The 15,132-nt window shown below is 54.5% G+C and carries 14 protein-coding genes and 1 tRNA gene; 9 read left to right on the top strand and 6 right to left on the bottom strand.

Going from position 1 to position 15,132, the window contains the following annotated elements:
- Positions 1 to 3: 3 nt before the first annotated feature.
- The 5 genes from J2741_RS04205 to J2741_RS04225 all read left to right on the top strand — a co-directional run bounded on the left by J2741_RS04205 (position 4) and on the right by J2741_RS04225 (position 3,523).
- Entirely contained in the window at positions 4 to 312 is a 309-nt protein-coding gene (locus tag J2741_RS04205) for a 2Fe-2S ferredoxin (RefSeq protein WP_209673770.1), read from the top strand.
- Positions 313 to 327: 15 nt separating this feature from the next.
- On the top strand, positions 328 to 960 hold the full coding sequence (locus tag J2741_RS04210; RefSeq protein ID WP_209673771.1) for a Fe-only nitrogenase accessory AnfO family protein: 633 nt from the start codon (positions 328 to 330) through the stop codon (positions 958 to 960).
- 187 nt (positions 961 to 1,147) lie between these two features.
- Positions 1,148 to 1,978 carry a molybdate ABC transporter substrate-binding protein gene (gene modA / locus J2741_RS04215; protein ID WP_209673772.1) on the top strand — a complete coding sequence of 277 codons (831 nt, stop codon included), beginning with the start codon at positions 1,148 to 1,150 and terminating at the stop codon, positions 1,976 to 1,978.
- Entirely contained in the window at positions 1,947 to 2,789 is an 843-nt protein-coding gene (locus tag J2741_RS04220; protein WP_209673773.1) for an ABC transporter permease, read from the top strand. The genes modA and J2741_RS04220 overlap by 32 nt, the downstream gene beginning before the upstream one ends.
- Positions 2,789 to 3,523 (top strand): ABC transporter ATP-binding protein, encoded by a 735-nt coding sequence (locus J2741_RS04225; RefSeq protein ID WP_209673774.1) that lies wholly within the window; start codon positions 2,789 to 2,791, stop codon positions 3,521 to 3,523. The genes J2741_RS04220 and J2741_RS04225 overlap by 1 nt, the downstream gene beginning before the upstream one ends.
- A 110-nt stretch (positions 3,524 to 3,633) precedes the next feature.
- Here J2741_RS04225 and J2741_RS04230 read toward each other — a convergent pair.
- A tRNA-Gln gene (locus tag J2741_RS04230) sits at positions 3,634 to 3,706 on the bottom strand.
- An 834-nt stretch (positions 3,707 to 4,540) separates the two neighbouring features.
- On the opposite strand from J2741_RS04230, the gene J2741_RS04235 reads away from it, so the two are divergent.
- Positions 4,541 to 5,356: a nitroreductase family protein gene (locus J2741_RS04235; RefSeq protein WP_209673775.1), complete on the top strand. Its 816-nt coding sequence runs from the start codon at positions 4,541 to 4,543 to the stop codon at positions 5,354 to 5,356.
- An 18-nt stretch (positions 5,357 to 5,374) separates the two neighbouring features.
- Here the strand turns inward: J2741_RS04235 and J2741_RS04240 are convergent, their stop codons facing one another.
- The 3 genes from J2741_RS04240 to J2741_RS04250 form a co-directional block, all read right to left on the bottom strand.
- Positions 5,375 to 6,520, bottom strand: a complete 1,146-nt coding sequence (locus J2741_RS04240) for a glycosyltransferase family 4 protein (RefSeq protein ID WP_209673776.1) — start codon at positions 6,518 to 6,520, stop codon at positions 5,375 to 5,377.
- Entirely contained in the window at positions 6,521 to 7,699 is a 1,179-nt protein-coding gene (locus J2741_RS04245; RefSeq protein WP_342452225.1) for a DPM/DPG synthase family glycosyltransferase, read from the bottom strand.
- Between the two features lie 87 nt (positions 7,700 to 7,786).
- Entirely contained in the window at positions 7,787 to 10,288 is a 2,502-nt protein-coding gene (locus tag J2741_RS04250; protein ID WP_209673778.1) for an oligosaccharyl transferase, archaeosortase A system-associated, read from the bottom strand.
- 200 nt (positions 10,289 to 10,488) lie between these two features.
- On the opposite strand from J2741_RS04250, the gene J2741_RS04255 reads away from it, so the two are divergent.
- Together J2741_RS04255 and J2741_RS04260 are read left to right on the top strand one after the other, a co-directional pair.
- Positions 10,489 to 11,430, top strand: coding sequence for a glycosyltransferase family 2 protein (locus J2741_RS04255; protein WP_209673779.1), 942 nt, complete (start codon positions 10,489 to 10,491; stop codon positions 11,428 to 11,430).
- A gap of 3 nt (positions 11,431 to 11,433) precedes the next feature.
- Positions 11,434 to 12,036 carry a class I SAM-dependent methyltransferase gene (locus tag J2741_RS04260; RefSeq protein WP_209673780.1) on the top strand — a complete coding sequence of 201 codons (603 nt, stop codon included), beginning with the start codon at positions 11,434 to 11,436 and terminating at the stop codon, positions 12,034 to 12,036.
- On the opposite strand, the gene J2741_RS04265 is transcribed toward J2741_RS04260, so the two are convergent.
- Together J2741_RS04265 and J2741_RS04270 are read right to left on the bottom strand one after the other, a co-directional pair.
- The gene (locus tag J2741_RS04265; RefSeq protein ID WP_209673781.1) at positions 12,033 to 13,043 is read right to left on the bottom strand and encodes a lysylphosphatidylglycerol synthase transmembrane domain-containing protein; all 1,011 of its coding nucleotides are present in this window, start codon (positions 13,041 to 13,043) and stop codon (positions 12,033 to 12,035) included. The genes J2741_RS04260 and J2741_RS04265 overlap by 4 nt on opposite strands.
- A gap of 112 nt (positions 13,044 to 13,155) precedes the next feature.
- Positions 13,156 to 14,094: a hypothetical protein gene (locus tag J2741_RS04270; RefSeq protein WP_209673782.1), complete on the bottom strand. Its 939-nt coding sequence runs from the start codon at positions 14,092 to 14,094 to the stop codon at positions 13,156 to 13,158.
- Here J2741_RS04270 and J2741_RS04275 point away from each other — a divergent pair.
- Positions 14,077 to 14,439 carry a hypothetical protein gene (locus tag J2741_RS04275; RefSeq protein ID WP_209673783.1) on the top strand — a complete coding sequence of 121 codons (363 nt, stop codon included), beginning with the start codon at positions 14,077 to 14,079 and terminating at the stop codon, positions 14,437 to 14,439. The genes J2741_RS04270 and J2741_RS04275 overlap by 18 nt on opposite strands.
- Positions 14,440 to 15,132 lie beyond the last annotated feature (693 nt).

A 15,132-nucleotide genomic window follows, 5' to 3' on the forward strand; every position in this document is an offset into this window, starting at 1 on the left:
ACGATGCAAAAACCGAATTACCACATATTTGTCTGCACAAGCTCCCGTCCGAACGGGCAGCAGAAAGGCTTCTGCCACACGAAGGCCGGTGTCGACGTGATGGCGAGGTTCATGGAAGAGATAGACGAACGCGGGCTCGGGGGCGAAGTCTTCCTGACGAACACCGGGTGTTTCGGCATCTGCGAGAAGGGGCCGGTTGTGGTGGTATACCCGGACAATGTCTGGTATGCCTCGGTCGCGCCGGAGGATGTCGGCGAGATCATGGACGAGCACATTGAAGGCGGCCGGGTTGTCGGGCGCCTTGCCCTGTGACGGCGGTGACCTGCCATGTGTCGTGCAGAGATCGCAGTCATGACGGGTGGTGACGGGCACACGGTCCCGTTGAACGAACCCGGGACGGTCGTGGTTTTCCGGAGGTCCCAGGGTACCTGGAAGACCGACCGGTCACTCCCGTTCGCACTCGACGAAGAGGACGGCTTATCCGGACTGCGCAGGAAGATGGCGGACCTGATCGCCTTCCTCGGTGACTGCCGGGCCGTGGTCGCGGCATCCGCGAGCGGGGCTGCATTCTTCGAACTGGAGAAGGCCCGCTGCCCCGTCTGGGAGATCTCCGGAACGGCGTTAGGAGTTCTCGATGAGGTCTGGCGGGAGATACAGGACGAAGAGGCGACGCTCACCGCCCCTCAGGCACGGGGTGCCGGCATCCCTGCCCCGCGTGAGACGTCGCCGGGAAAGTTTGCCATCTCGATCAAGGAGATCCAGGGGACGAGGCCCGAGGTGAGCAGCAAGCAGGTCCTCCGGCAGTTCGTCCGCAGGGGCGAGTTCACCGAGCTCGAGATCCTCTGCGACCACGTCCCGCCCTGGATCGAGATGGACGCCGAGTGCATGGGACTAACGCTGGATTCGGAAAGGACCGGGCCCGACGAGGTCAGGGTCCGGCTGACCAGGACATCGTCCTGACGCTCCGGGTGCTGAAGGTGAAAAACCACCCCTCCGAGCCGGGTTCCTGCGATGCGTCAGGAAGCCGGGCCCGCAGGAGAGAGGTTGTCCGAGGTGTTAAAATTTATAAGTTAACTTATGTAGTAAATTAATAATAAATATATAACATTTCATTCCCAGTTATCCGGTACCAAAAAAAGGTGACAGTATGAGAAAGATTACCACGCTTGCAGGCGTTCTTGCCGTGCTCCTGGTCGCGAGCCTCCTCGCTGCCGGGTGCACCGATTCCGCCGCCACCGCCGCACCGCACGAGACCACACTGACAGTATTCACCGCCGCATCGCTCACCGGGGCGTTTACCGATATCGCCACGTCCTACGAGGCGGCGCACCCGGGAGTGAAGATAGACCTGGTCTTTGACGGAACCCAGGCCCTCCGTACCCAGGTGGAACAGGGAGCGAGCCCGGACATCTTCGTTTCGGCGAATGCCAAACACATGAACGCGTTGAAAGACGAAGGATTCATGGACAACGAGACAGTGATTTACTTCGTCGAGAATGCGATCGCCGTGATCGTCCCGGCGGACAACCCCGCGAACATCACGAGTCTCGCGGACCTGGCAAAACCCGGAGTCAAGCTCGTCATCGGTACGAAGGATGTCCCGTTCGGCTCGTACACCCGCCAGGTACTCGATAAAATGGCGGCCGATACCGCATACGGCCCGGCGTACAAAGACGCGGTGATGGCGAACGTGATCTCCGAGGAGACCGCGGTCAGCTCCGTGGTGCCGAAACTGGTGCTCGGGGAGGCGGATGCGGCGTTCGTGTACAAGTCCGACCTGCAGCCGGCAGACAAGGATAAAGTGCAGCGTATCACCGTCCCGTCCGAGTACAACGTGGTTGCGGAATACCCGCTGGGGATCCTTGCCAAATCGCAACAGAAAGACGCAGCGTCCGCATTTATCGTGTACATCACCGGACCGGATGGCAATGCCGTACTGACAGAATATGGATTTGACCCAGTTCAGGCATCACGCTGAAACGACGCGGAACGACGACGGAACGAGGTCCGGCGAGAGGGGCCTGATCATCCTCCTCGCCCCCCTCGTCATCCTGTTCCTGCTCTTCCTCACCATCCCCGTAGCCTCGCTCTTCCTGCGGATCACCCCGGAGGCGTTCCTCGAGTCCCTGGGAAACCCGGTGGTCATCGACGCCCTGTTCCTGTCCCTGATCACGGCGACCGCGAGCCTCGGCATCGTGATCCTCATGGGCACCCCGCTCGCGTATCTCAACGCCCGCACGAACTACTGGGGAAAAGAGGTCGTAGATACCCTCATCGACCTGCCTATCGTGATGCCCCCCGCCGTGGCGGGTATCGCCCTGCTCATGGCATTCGGGCGGAGGGGTGTCGTCGGCGAGTACTTCAGTGCGTTCGGGATCCAGATCGCGTTCACCACCCTCGCGGTCGTCCTGGCGCAGGTCTTCGTCGCCTCCCCGTTCTACATCCGGCAGGCCCGGGCGAGTTTTCAGGCGGTGGACCGGACCTACGAGGAGGCGGGCAGGACCCTCGGTGCAGGGAGGCTCCGGGTGTTCTTCCGGGTGACCGTGCCGATCGCCTGGGCGGGGCTCGTATCGGGTGCAATCCTCACCTTCGCCCGTGCACTGGGCGAGTTCGGGGCCACGATAATGTTCGCCGGGAATTTCCAGGGCAGGACGCAGACCATGCCGCTCGCCATCTACACCACCATGCAGGGAGACCTCAACGACGCCCTCTGCCTCTCGATCATCCTGGTGGTCATCTCGTTCGCGGTAATCCTCATGGTGAAGTATATCACCCGGAGACTGGTCTGATGCTCTCGGTCGGGGTGAAGAAAGAGCTCCGGGACTTTACCCTCGACGTCTCGCTCTCTGTCCGCGAAGGCGAGACCCTGATATTGATCGGGGAGAACGGCGCAGGGAAATCGACGGTGCTATCTCTCGTATCCGGGCTCCTTTCTCCTGACCGCGGGGTAATAACGCTTGGCGACCGGGTGCTCTTCTCCGCCCCCGGGCGGATCAACGTCCCGCCCGAACGCCGGAACATCGGCCACCTCTTCCAGTCGTACGCCCTGTTCCCCCACCTTTCGGTCTTCGAGAACGTCGCGTTCGGCCTCCGGTGCCGGAACCTGGGAAAACAGGAGATCGTCCGGAAGGTCGGGGAGTTCCTGGAAGGAATGGACCTGGCTTCCCTTTCCGGTGAACCGGCCGGCCGGCTCTCGGGAGGGCAGCGGCAGCGGGTGGCCCTGGCCCGGGCACTCGTGCTCGAACCCGATCTCCTGCTGCTCGACGAACCGCTCGCGGCGCTCGACGTGAAGTCCAGGGTATCGATGAGAAAGGAACTGAAGGAATCGATCGCCGCCGCGGGGATACCCGCGGTCATCGTCTCGCACCATTTCGAGGACGCCCTGGCGCTCGGGGACCAGGTATGCCTTATGGAGCAGGGCAGGATCACCGCCCGGGGATCTCCCCGCGACCTGATGACCGTTAAAAACAATGCGTTTATTTCCAGTTTTTTCTGCCACTGCGAGACGTGCAGGGATCGGTGAGTCCAGGCCCTTTAACCCTGGCAGAATTCAAATATTTTTTGTTTATTTCCGGAATAATCGATTATATCATCGAATTTTTTGAAGAGAGAGTTTCATACCTCTTGTCTCGATACCCCTGGGCGGATTCGAACCGCCGTCGCCGGATCCAAAGTCCTGCATGATTGACCGCTACACTACAGGGGTGCACGTTGTCGACACTCCCTGTCCGGGAGGGCCGGTCACAAATTCCGGGAGGGAGACTTGTGCACCTACCCGTTGGATAGCCATGCTCTTAAATTCAACTTTCGTCCCGGAAAACGAACCGGGATATCCCGAATGCGTGGAACCGGTGAAGGACCCCGGTAGTGCATACGATTCATGAACAGGGCCCGGCCCGGCATCCTGATTCGCCGGGAACCCTGCGGGGTCGTATCGGTTCCCGGAAATCGCAAGGCCCGTAATCCTTAACAATTCGTGAAGATGACACCCACCGGCTATTCCAGGAAGGAAAAATACTAATGAAAATCTACCAAAGTTTAACAAGGTGATTATACGCCGACAAGCAAGAAACAGATGGTGAAACTGAACCAGGCGAAAAAGGTCAAGGCAGAAGAGCTCTCGAAGCAGGCAGCAGCGGGGAGCAAAGAGGCCAAGAAGAAACTCAAGAAACTCGAGAAAAAAATCAAATGAGCCGTCCGGTCGAGGTCTCGCTCTTTTTTTCGGATTTTTCGCGGTTCCCGACGGGTTTTTCAGGTAACGAAATTGCCCTTCCCCGGGAGAGCGCACCGCACGAACACCCCGAACATTCTGACCGGAATCGGATCCGGTATGAGATCTCGGCGATCTCGCATACATCCGATAGAAAAGTACCGAGCAAACGGTGCGAGAAGAACCAGCCGGCCAATCGCCCGATCATCGGCGCCGGCCACCCGAAAAAACCGGGTTCCACGGTTCCTCATACGGTATATCCGGCTACCCCGAATATCCGTCTGCTTTTTCATTCAGGCACTCCCAGAGAGACGATAAAGAAGTGAGACCATGACCGCGATCATCGTAAAAAGCGAACGCTGCACCGGCTGCGGAATCTGCAGCGAAGTATGCCCTCTCAGGATCATTACCGTGGATGAGGAACGGGGTCCCCGGGTTGAGCCCCTACGGGAGGCGTTCTGCATTGAATGCGGGCATTGCGAGGCCTGCTGCCCCGAATCGGCCCTTGTTCTTGATATCGGGGGTCGGGAAGCACCGCAGGAAAGGGTTACGACCTTCTCGCCGGATGAGATCGGGTTTTATATGAAAAACCGGCGTTCGGTCAGGCACTACAAAAAAGAGCCGGTGTCCCGGGAGATGATCGAGGCGATCCTCGATGTCGCCCGCTACGCCCCTTCCGGTGGCAACGGGCAGCCGGTGGAGTGGCTCGTAGTGTATGATCCGGCGAAGGTCAGAACGCTCGCCGGCCTCACCGTCGACTGGATGCGGCACGAATCGGCAAAAGAATCTCCGGTAATGCCCGCGGCATTCCTCCGGGGACTTATAGATTCCTGGGACCGGGGAAACGACCCGGTCTGCAGGGGGGCCCCTCACCTGCTGGTGGCCCACATTCCCGGCGGTCAGGGTTCCGGGCCGATCGATGCACTCATCGCGCTGACCTACGCGGACCTCGCCGCACCCGCATTCGGGGTGGGGACCTGCTGGGCGGGTTTCCTTTCCATGGCGGTGCCGGTGTGGAAGCCGCTCCGGGAGGCGCTGGCTCTCCCGGAAGGCCGTGTGTACTCCTACGCCCTGATGTGCGGGTATCCCCGGTTCATACCTCGCCGGATCCCTCACAGGAAACCGCTCCGGGTAAACTGGCAGTGACCTCGCGGCCTTTACTTTTCAGCGTCCTCTCGCCGAAAAATCGGCCGCGACCCAGGAGTAATAGCGTTCCGCCGCTGAACAGACCTCCTCCCAGTCGTACATCCTGGAATATTCCCGGCACGACGGGGAGAGGTCCCCCGACCGTTCCAGCGCCCGCATGAGGGCGTGACCCAGTTCTTCCGGAGACTCCGTTGTCAGAAATCCGGTTTTTTCGGTGACGAATTCCTTTGCCGCGTTCATCTCATGGTCGAGCGTTACCAGGGGTGTGCCGCAGGCGAGTGCCTCCAGGGCGCCGATCCCGTATCCCTCCCGGGCTGACGGGAATGCAAAGACCCGGGAGGTCTTCATGAGCGCCAGAACCTGATCGTGATCCTCCAAAAACCCGGTGAACGTGACGTTCCTCTCGAGGTGCAGCCGGCGTACCTCGGAGACGAGGTGCTGCATTTCAGGTCCGTCCCCGACCAGCATGCAGGAGACGTCCGGTTTTTCCTCCCGGATACGGTCCACCGCCGCGATAAGGAGACCGATGTTTTTTTCACGGATGAACCTCCCGGCGAAAAGGATATCCGGGGACTCCGCCGCCGGTCTGACCCTGTCGATGTGGTGTATGTCGATGGCGTGGGGGATCACCGTCGCTCCCGGCAGGGAAAGTTTCTCATCAAGCCGCTTTTTTACTGCGGCTGATATCGCGATATGGTACGGGGACAGGCGGGTGAGCACCCGGTCCATGAACTTCCCCACTCCACCCACGGCGCCGAGGTATTCGTCCCAGTATTCGCCCCACACTTCGTACCACGTGATCGCGAGGGGATCTTTCCTCATCGACGCGGCGACCCGTGAAGCGAGGCCCGAAAAATAGGGGAACTGCTGGCAGTCCACGACATCGAACCGGTCCCGGATAAGGGCAGGAAAGACCCCGGCCCCGTAGAATACGGCCTCCGGAATGGCTCTCCGCTGACCCGCGTAGAGTTGCATGGCGGGGATGACGCCGTGCAGGGTAAGTCCTTCCCTTTTGACACTCAACGGACCATCCCAGAATTTCAGCCCATAGAGATGGATTTCATGCCCCCGGGAGGCGAGGCGCACCGCGAGGTCGTGGATCCTTTTTTCGCCCCCGCCTTTTACAAAAGGGTATATTGCGTCGTATACGAACGCAATTTTCATTTATTCACCCGGGATGGAAGACTCGTTGAGCAGCATCATACTCACGAAGATGGAGGTGAGAATGACCTGGAGACCTACGATGGTCAGGAGGAGCGCGGTTACCGCCTGTGAAAACTGGTTTAACACCCCGTATCCGGTGGAGATCCAATCCGCAACGATGGTGGAGCCGAGCAGAATTCCGGCAAAAATCAGAATTCCACCAATGACCAACATTTTTTCCAGGTTATAATAGTTCATGAGGTACTTCGCAACCCCTTCCATCCGGTCATATCCGTGAACCACAGAATAGGTCTTGATCGAGATTGCAGAGAGAACAAATTGCACACCGCCTATCAGGAAAAATGCCCCGAGAATGAAGGTGTTCAGGTGAAGCTGGTTGACGTCGCCATAGAGGGAGAAGATCCCCATAAGCATCACACCCATGAGGGAAAATAGAAGTCCGGGTATGGCGAGGAACGGTATCGGTTTTAAGAGGAACAAGAACCGGAGATGTCTCCACCCATCCGCAAAACTGTGCAGTTTTGAGGCTGCGACACGAGGGCTATAGGATATGGGAACCTCCGCGACTTTCAGCCCATTTATTGATGCCATAACGAGCATCTCTGAAGCGAATTCCATTCCCGTCGATCTGAGATTCAGCGATTCCCAGGCAGTTCGCGTAATTGCACGGAAGCCGCTGTGGGTATCGGAATAATTGGTTTTAAATGCCAGATTAAGGATTTTTGTAAGCAATGGATTTCCGATATAGTAGTGAAGGGCAGGCATAGACCCTTTCTCCATGGTCCCCTGAAACCTCGACCCTACAACAAGGTCTGCCCCTTTCAGTATAGGGGCAACAAGACGGGGGAGTTCTGAAAAATCGTATGTCCCGTCGGAATCTCCTATTACGATGATGCCGCCCCTTGACGCCCTGAATCCTTCGAGGTAGGCATTCCCGTACCCCCGGTTTTTAGGATGGACTACTCGTGCTCCCATTGATCGGGCAATCTCGGGAGTCCGGTCGCTCGATGAGTCAGATACCACTATTTCGGCGCTAAGCTCGCACCGGGAAAGTCCGTCGCGGATTCGCTCTATACATCTCCCGATAGTCAATTCTTCATTCATCGCCGGAAGGATTATGGAAATATCCGGATGATCCGATCGGTCTTCTTTGTCGTTTTTCCCTGGTCCCAACTTCACTGTCCTCCGGATTATTCTTGAATAATTTTGTATATATTGTGACGGACGACTGATCAATGTGGCGCCGCCTGCGCATCCTTCCGTACCTTACCGCACCTGTCTTCCCTGCTGCACGTCCTCTTCGGTTACTTCAACATTTCTCCCACTGTTCACGATACGGTAGGGCCCGACAGCCCGGACCGGGTAGGGGTTGCCGCTGGTCGAATAGGGGACGGTAAACGTGCCGTTCACGCTTTCCTGCCGGTATACCAGCGTGCGGCCCTGGTTGGTGACAAGGTCCAGCTCGATCACCCCGTCTCCCTGGATCTCTGCTCCTTTCACCCTCTCGAATACCTTGACTTCATGGAGCCCGGTAAGGGAGTCGACACCCGGCGACTCATAGACCAACCGGTAATGCTGCAGGGCGGGTATTGTCGAGAGTGGCACGGTGAGAGAAACCGAGAACACTCCGGCGGCGGTGTCCGGGTGCACTTCACCTGAAAACTCATTTAATCTGGCGACCGCCTGGTCGTATGGGAGGGGCGCGAGCCGGGTCACGACCGGAGTGCCTTCCCCTCCCGTCCGGTACTCGATGTAATACGCCTCGGACGGGGTCGCCATCGATCCGTCGAAGTCCTGGAGCCGGGCGATCATGGTGGAATAATAGGGTGGGGCGACCATGGTGAGCGGGGTGAATCCCTCCCCGCCCTGAACCGGAGCAAGGAAGTTCATGGTGTAGTATCCGCTTCCCCGGGAGCTGTTGTACCAGGTGGCGGTGTTCTCGAACTTCGTATTCGCAAGCTTGATATCGGTGATCACGAACCGGGACCCGAGTCTGTCCGCAACCCGTTGCGCGTCCTTCTCCGTCCCGGCCATGAGGAACGCGGTGGTACTGGTCCTCCCAAGCACATTATCCTGGAACGGGTTCGAGTTCGGGATGCGTTTCCCGAGGAACGTAATCCAGTGTCCGCTATCCCAGAGGGAGATTATCCCATACGACTCCGCAGGATAGGTCCATCCATCCTTCGTATACTTCCCGAGATAGTCTACCCCCGGATCGGGGGTATTAACGGAGATCCAGTCCATGGTCGAGGCCCAGTCGTCAGGAATGATTGTGGTCCGGAACTCTGCAGGGGCGGTAACGTCCGAATACAGGGAAAAGACCGTGAAGAGCACCAGCAGGAGGATCATGACCTCTCCTGCGTGTCTCCTCCATGCTGAAAGCCCCTCTCCTTTCTCCTTCCCTTTCGAACGCTCCTGTTTCGTGCCCTGTGACAAGGCGATCAGGTATATTGCGCCCACCCCGGAGGTGATGGCGACTATCGGGGCCAGGTAGTACTCGTACCGGGCGTGGATGACCGTGGAGAAGATTATCACCGCGGCCCAGGCGAGCGTAAAAAGGTGCCAGGGATGCCGTTTTTTCATCCACAAGACACACAGTACCGCGAGGCCGGCAGCCAGGAGGACGAGCCCCCAGTTGAAGGACGTCCACGCGGTGGCCAGGTCCAGGGGTTCCATCTCGGAGATCGGGTAGAGGAGAGCCGACTGCCCGAAGAACCCCCCGATAGAGTCGATGATGACCTTCCAGACCGGAGTGGCCAGGAATGCGATCGCCGCGAGGGCCGCGACGAGGGTCACGATCACCGCTCCCAGAAAATGGAGCCTGTTCTTCCTGAATGCGACGGAGAACCCGAAGAGGGCGAGCGTGCCCGCGATCAGCAGGGCATACATGTAGCTGTGGGCGATGGAGTAGGTGAAGAGTGCCATTCCCTGCCGCTGGACCATGAAAAGGGTATAGACCACCAGCACCAGCCCGAACGCGACGATGTTGGTGAACGCCAGCGACACACTTGTTTTTCCTGCCCAGGAGTCTGCGATGAACTGGGCGAGGGTATAGAGGGCCACGATCAGGGCGAAAAGGATCATGGTGGGCATGACCAGCAGCCCGAGGAGGTAGGCGACTCCCGCCGCCAGGGCGAGCCCTCCTGCAACGGCGAGCCCCCGGGTGTCGTTAAAGGAGAGTTCGCGTCTTCCTCCATTGTACAGGGCGAGAATATAGGCCAGACAGAACAGGGTCGAGAACAGGACCTCCGCCGCGTGATGGTCGACGAATCCGAAGGAGGTCCGGAAAAGGTAGCCTCCGGGGATAATGGCGATCATCCCCGCCGCGATCAGGCCCGCCTTCCAGTCGCAGAGCCTGCGTGCGACCAGGAACACAAGGGGCACGGTCAGCGCCGCCATCAGGGGTGGGACGAACGATGCGGTGTAGATCAGTTCGTACCTCGACCCCGCTGCACCGGCAAGGAGAACGACCCCTGTGGTGATGAACGGGAAGAGCGGCCCCCAGTCGATCACCTTCCCCTGGGGATAGGCGGTCATGGGATCGAACCAGTTATAGTTGGGGAACTGTACCGCCATCGATTCGATCTGCCTGAGGTTATACCACGGGTCGGCCCCGAACACCCTGGCTACGCCGTCGGAGACCAGGTAGGGGAGGTCGATCAGACGCAGGGCGAAGGCAAGCGCCATGAAAATCACGAGCAGTACCCCAATAACGGCAAAGGGATGCCTCCCTGCTGCCTTAGTTACCCGGGAAAAAGGTCCGTCCATCGCTGTATGAGGTTATTCTCCGTGTGTAAAAATAATATCCCGTAAGGGGAAACCCCTGACACCCGGCAGGGTGGTGAAGCGCGTTCAGGGGTACCCGATCTGAATGCAAATTAAAAATTCCTACAAATAATTTCAATAGTCGGCACATCAATAATAATGAGGATGATACCTCTTCGCCGATTCACAGAGGCGGTATGGTAATGACTCCTTATCTGTCGATAATTATTCCTGTTTTCAATGAACAGGAAAATATCACTCCACTTTATGATAAGTTGAAAAAAGATCTTGCGTTGATCGATACAAGCTACGAAGTCCTTTTTATCGATGACGGATCGAATGATTCGACATTTAAAAAAATCCTTGATATCCAGCAAAAGGATAACTGCATAAAAATTATTAAATTCAGAAGAAATTTTGGAAAATCCGCAGCCTTAAATATCGCATTTCGCAAATTACAGGGAAATATCGTCATCACTATGGATGGCGATCTGCAGGACGACTCTGCCGAGATCGGGAACTTCCTAAGGAAAATCGATGAGGGGTACGACCTCGTTTCGGGATGGAAATTCCAGCGAAATGACCCTTTTACAAAGGTGTTCCCGAGCAGGATTTTCAACGGACTCACCTCATGGATTACCGGTGTGAAACTTCACGATTTTAATTGTGGATTTAAAGCGTATCGCCGCGAGGTAACCGATGCAATCTATCTCTATGGGGAGATGCACCGTTATATTCCGATATTAGCTGCCCAGTACGGGTTCAAAATTGCGGAAATCCAGGTGCACCACAAGCCGAGGCGGTTCGGGAGGTCAAAATATGGATTTTCACGTCTATTCAAGGGATTTTTGGACCTTATTACAGTGAAATACATTACCTCGTATTCTGCACGACCCCTTCATGCATTCGGAGTGCCCGGCTTTGTCTTCCTGGGGCTCGGGTTCATCATCGGGATCTATCTGCTCGCACTCAAATACCTCGAAAACATCGTGTTGAGCGAACGGCCCCTGCTATTGCTTTCCGTGCTGCTCATCGTCCTCGGACTCCAGTTCATCTCGATCGGGTTACTGGGGGAGATGATTACACACAGGGAAACCGGAAAGGAGAACCTGACACCGTATATCGAAAAATCAATCGGTATCTGAATAATGGCACACGACGAGGATCAGCTACTCCACGACGAGACTTCCGGGAAGTACTTCAAGAGGTCAACCGGATGGATCACAAGAATTTTTATCCGGAATGTAGTCCGGGAACTGGAAGAACTTAACCCCGATACTGTTCTGGATGTGGGGTGCGGGACAGGATACGTTACCGACATTATCGGAGGCGCACTAAACGTAAGTGTAATCGGGTGCGATCTCGAGAGAGAAAGATTGTTGATCGCAAAAACGCGGTTCAATCAGCAGGTAATCATGGCCGACATCACCAGGCTGCCGTTCAGGGATGGAAGTTTCGATGCCATAGTCGCAATGGAGATTCTGGAACACCTGCAACATCCGGATGCCGCACTGACGGAGATGAAGAGGGTCGCCAGGAAAAATATCGTAATTACGGTCCCCAATGATCCCTACTTCATGCTTGCGAACATGATGCGGGGGAAAAATGTTAAAAATTTTGGTAATCCTCCGGATCATATTCTCCATTTCAATAAAAGTTCCTTCGCGCGGTACCTCTCGGGTAGTTTCCGGAATGTTGCGGTCAGGACCAATGCGTGGTTATGGCTTTTGGCAACGATGTACCTGCATTAAGCCGAGAACGTGAACAGATTATTCTTTCTTAAGGCTAAAAATCCCCAAACTCCCCAGATCGCAAAATACAGTATAACGATGAAATGGTAGATGAACCCGGAGCTTATCGCAGCATCCTGGGACACCCCTACGGCGATGAACCCGAGCGTCCAGCCTGCCTCAAGCGTTCCGAAGTTCCCCATCCCCTGAACCGGCAGGACCGTGGTCAGGATGGCAAATGTCGATGCAAATATCACCGCGATATACGTCAGTTGTATATTCATCGCCAGGATGAGGACAAAATTCATGGTATAAATTGAGAGCCAGACTCCAAGCGTTGAGATAATTAACGGATACCACATGCCTTGTTTAGTTTCCTTGAGATGTTCTATACATTGTACGGTCTCGTCGCATTTTCTCAGAATGAAATTTCCTGCACGGTGCTGATCTACACGAAATGCCCCGAAAAACCTCTCCAGGTAATGGACAGATGACCTTCCTTTATACATGAACCACATCAGGAGCACGAGCAGGAGCAGCATGAATGCAATTCCCAGGAAAATTGCATTCGTACTAATCATTTTCAGATCCCGAAGGAGAAAAAAAGAAATTAAAAATAAGATTGTAATCAGGATATAATCGAAGATTCGGGAAATTATCAGAGTTGCAAGACCTTCCCCGGCAGTCCTTCCATGGATCTTCTTGATCAGGTAGACGTAGGTTAGCTCCCCGGAGCGTACGGGTAATATGTAATTGAACATATTGTGAAGGCATACAATCCGGTACATATCCCTCAACCGGATCGCATTATCCAGGAGATACCCAAAACGTAGGGACCTGAAGAAATAACTACAGCTGTACAACAGAAATCCTGCGAGAAGGTAGGCAGGGTTGATATTTCTAAGCGTGGACACCAGGTCATTGATGGAAATCTGCGATATGAGAATTCCTGCGAAGGTGATAGTAAGCAGAATCGCGATAATTTGAATGTATTGAGATTTTTTCATCGATGTCACCAGGGTCTGCATACACTTCACCTCCCGGGAATATTCCTGCGGGGGCGATGGATTAGAATGTAGACCGCCCGGTTCATCGAACTATCGCTTTGATCAGAGCATCGTTTCGTGAAGTGCCTGATGTTCATTGCGGGAGCATCACTATTGTTGAGGGAGACCTGATCCTAACGGTATAGAGTTGATATTCATTGTCCTGATACACTGGGTTATTCAGGGGAATCTCAATTTTTTTCGGATTCCCTGTAGTCACCACAATGTCGGCGTGAACTTTTCCCGACGTAATTGCGACTTCAGTCTCGTCCTTCTCCTCGGACCCGAGGATAACGTCCATGTGATCTCTCTCCGTCCGGGGTTTTATTACCAGAGTCGATTCCCCTTTCTGGAAGATCGTGCCGTTTATGCTCACGGAATTCCCATCGATATCATACAGCGTGGCGTTGGGATACGAGTATTTGTGCATCCATATGGGTAAATTATTGATTTGAGAATATTCAAGCGGGAGTTCCGTATAAGGATGACGGAAGGTATGAAGTTCCGGGACCATTGAGGTTTCGATTGGATTTGCGATCACCGGTGCAACGGTAAACAACCCAATCAGGATAAAGGGAATTATAATCTTTATATTAATCCTGGTAATCAAAAATAAAAACGCGGGAAATATGTAAAAATACCTGTTGCCTATGGCATGTTGTCCGCCAAGGTAATTGTTACCGATGATAATGACAAAAAACAGGATGTTCAGGATAATTCCCAAAAGAATCAGGTATTGAACCGGGTCTTCCCCCACGATCGAGAGTAATGTCCGCGTATTGTTATCCCGTTTTTTTGTCGCGAATATCCCAAGCGCGAATGTAAGCAGGGCAAATACGGTCAGAGGATAATACCAGATCATCCCGGTAAACTTCCCGAAGAAGTAATAGAATAAATTTAACGGGCTTTTCGCCCAAACATCCGTATTCAGAAGGCCCGAAATGCGACCTTCTTCAACGCTGAATGCCGGGTACCCAATCTCATTGACACCATCGAAATCCCCGGTATAAGGGAATTGATCGATGTAGTACATGCGATTACCCCCGTAGAACGTCATCGATCCTGTCTCAAGATAGAAATACCCGTAAAAAACGAGAATTGGGAGCAGAAACATGCACATGACCAAAGTGACACGTCTGAACTGACGACTGTACATTTCGTACGCGATGAAAGGGATAAAAAGCAGGCAATTGGATATTTTCGCTACAGTTGCCACACCGAAGACAAGGGCAGCGAGGAGGAGATAGCGGTCCTGCTTCGTATCAAAGAAAAGTGTGCAACCAAAAATCCCCGCAGTAATGAGGAACATATTGTAAATTTCTACATGGATCCAGAAGAGATAGACAAACGCGGTGGAAAAAAGAAAAAACAGGGCTGAAACGATAAACGACAGGGTCCGGGAGTTCCCCTTCCGCTCGAGATAAAGGTACCCCATGAGGATCATACCCCAGAACATAAGGCCGTTGAAGAACAGGATCCCGTGGTTTCCCAGAAGAACGAAAAAAGGAGCTGCAAACAGGGCATAAGAAAATTCTTTGCCGTAAAAATAATTTCCTTCATCGGTCTTGATCAGGAATAACCCATCCGGCAGGTCATCGAATTTATTTGAGAGCGTACGCTGAATGTCAACCGGTTCGAATTGCAGGTCAAAATCATCGGCGATGCTCGTGATCTGCATATAGTACGTTGACCCGTCTGCAAACCGATGTACCGGGGCGACATACGTAATAGCTGCAAGGCCCACGAGGAGGAGAAGAAAAATAACGATTATTCCGAGAGAACTGGATTTTTTTATGCCATTAATATTTAAAAAAAAACGGGGAACGGGGATCATTTATTTTCATTTACAGATTTATTTTTAAAAATATTATACTTTCAGGAAGTAATTAGCAGGTCCATGCTGTCTGTGTAATGCGCTGTTCTACCCTGCTACGAACGTTCCTGCCACCTATGCGATTTTTTTTGGCATTCCTCCGGACACGGGGTTATTTCTCTTCTGGTGATTTCGCTCGGGGGTAGGGCGGATTCTTACCTGTCCCCGGATGGTTATCACGGGAAGACTTTCTCGGCA

The sequence above is a fragment of the Methanolinea mesophila genome (genome assembly GCF_017873855.1).
GTDB lineage: Archaea > Halobacteriota > Methanomicrobia > Methanomicrobiales > Methanospirillaceae > Methanolinea_B > Methanolinea_B mesophila.

Excerpts from the sequence above, each read along its gene's own strand:
- J2741_RS04260 (WP_209673780.1), top strand. The coding sequence starts at position 11,434 with ATGGCACACGACGAGGATCAGCTACTCCACGACGAGACTTCCGGGAAG.
- J2741_RS04250 (WP_209673778.1), bottom strand. The coding sequence starts at position 10,288 with ATGGACGGACCTTTTTCCCGGGTAACTAAGGCAGCAGGGAGGCATCCC.
- J2741_RS04210 (WP_209673771.1), top strand. The coding sequence starts at position 328 with ATGTGTCGTGCAGAGATCGCAGTCATGACGGGTGGTGACGGGCACACG.
- J2741_RS04235 (WP_209673775.1), top strand. The coding sequence starts at position 4,541 with ATGACCGCGATCATCGTAAAAAGCGAACGCTGCACCGGCTGCGGAATC.
- J2741_RS04220 (WP_209673773.1), top strand. The coding sequence starts at position 1,947 with ATGGATTTGACCCAGTTCAGGCATCACGCTGAAACGACGCGGAACGAC.
- J2741_RS04270 (WP_209673782.1), bottom strand. The coding sequence starts at position 14,094 with ATGTACTACATCGATCAATTCCCTTATACCGGGGATTTCGATGGTGTC.
- J2741_RS04240 (WP_209673776.1), bottom strand. The coding sequence starts at position 6,520 with ATGAAAATTGCGTTCGTATACGACGCAATATACCCTTTTGTAAAAGGC.
- J2741_RS04225 (WP_209673774.1), top strand. The coding sequence starts at position 2,789 with ATGCTCTCGGTCGGGGTGAAGAAAGAGCTCCGGGACTTTACCCTCGAC.
- modA (WP_209673772.1), top strand. The coding sequence starts at position 1,148 with ATGAGAAAGATTACCACGCTTGCAGGCGTTCTTGCCGTGCTCCTGGTC.
- J2741_RS04265 (WP_209673781.1), bottom strand. The coding sequence starts at position 13,043 with ATGCAGACCCTGGTGACATCGATGAAAAAATCTCAATACATTCAAATT.
- J2741_RS04205 (WP_209673770.1), top strand. The coding sequence starts at position 4 with ATGCAAAAACCGAATTACCACATATTTGTCTGCACAAGCTCCCGTCCG.
- J2741_RS04255 (WP_209673779.1), top strand. The coding sequence starts at position 10,489 with ATGACTCCTTATCTGTCGATAATTATTCCTGTTTTCAATGAACAGGAA.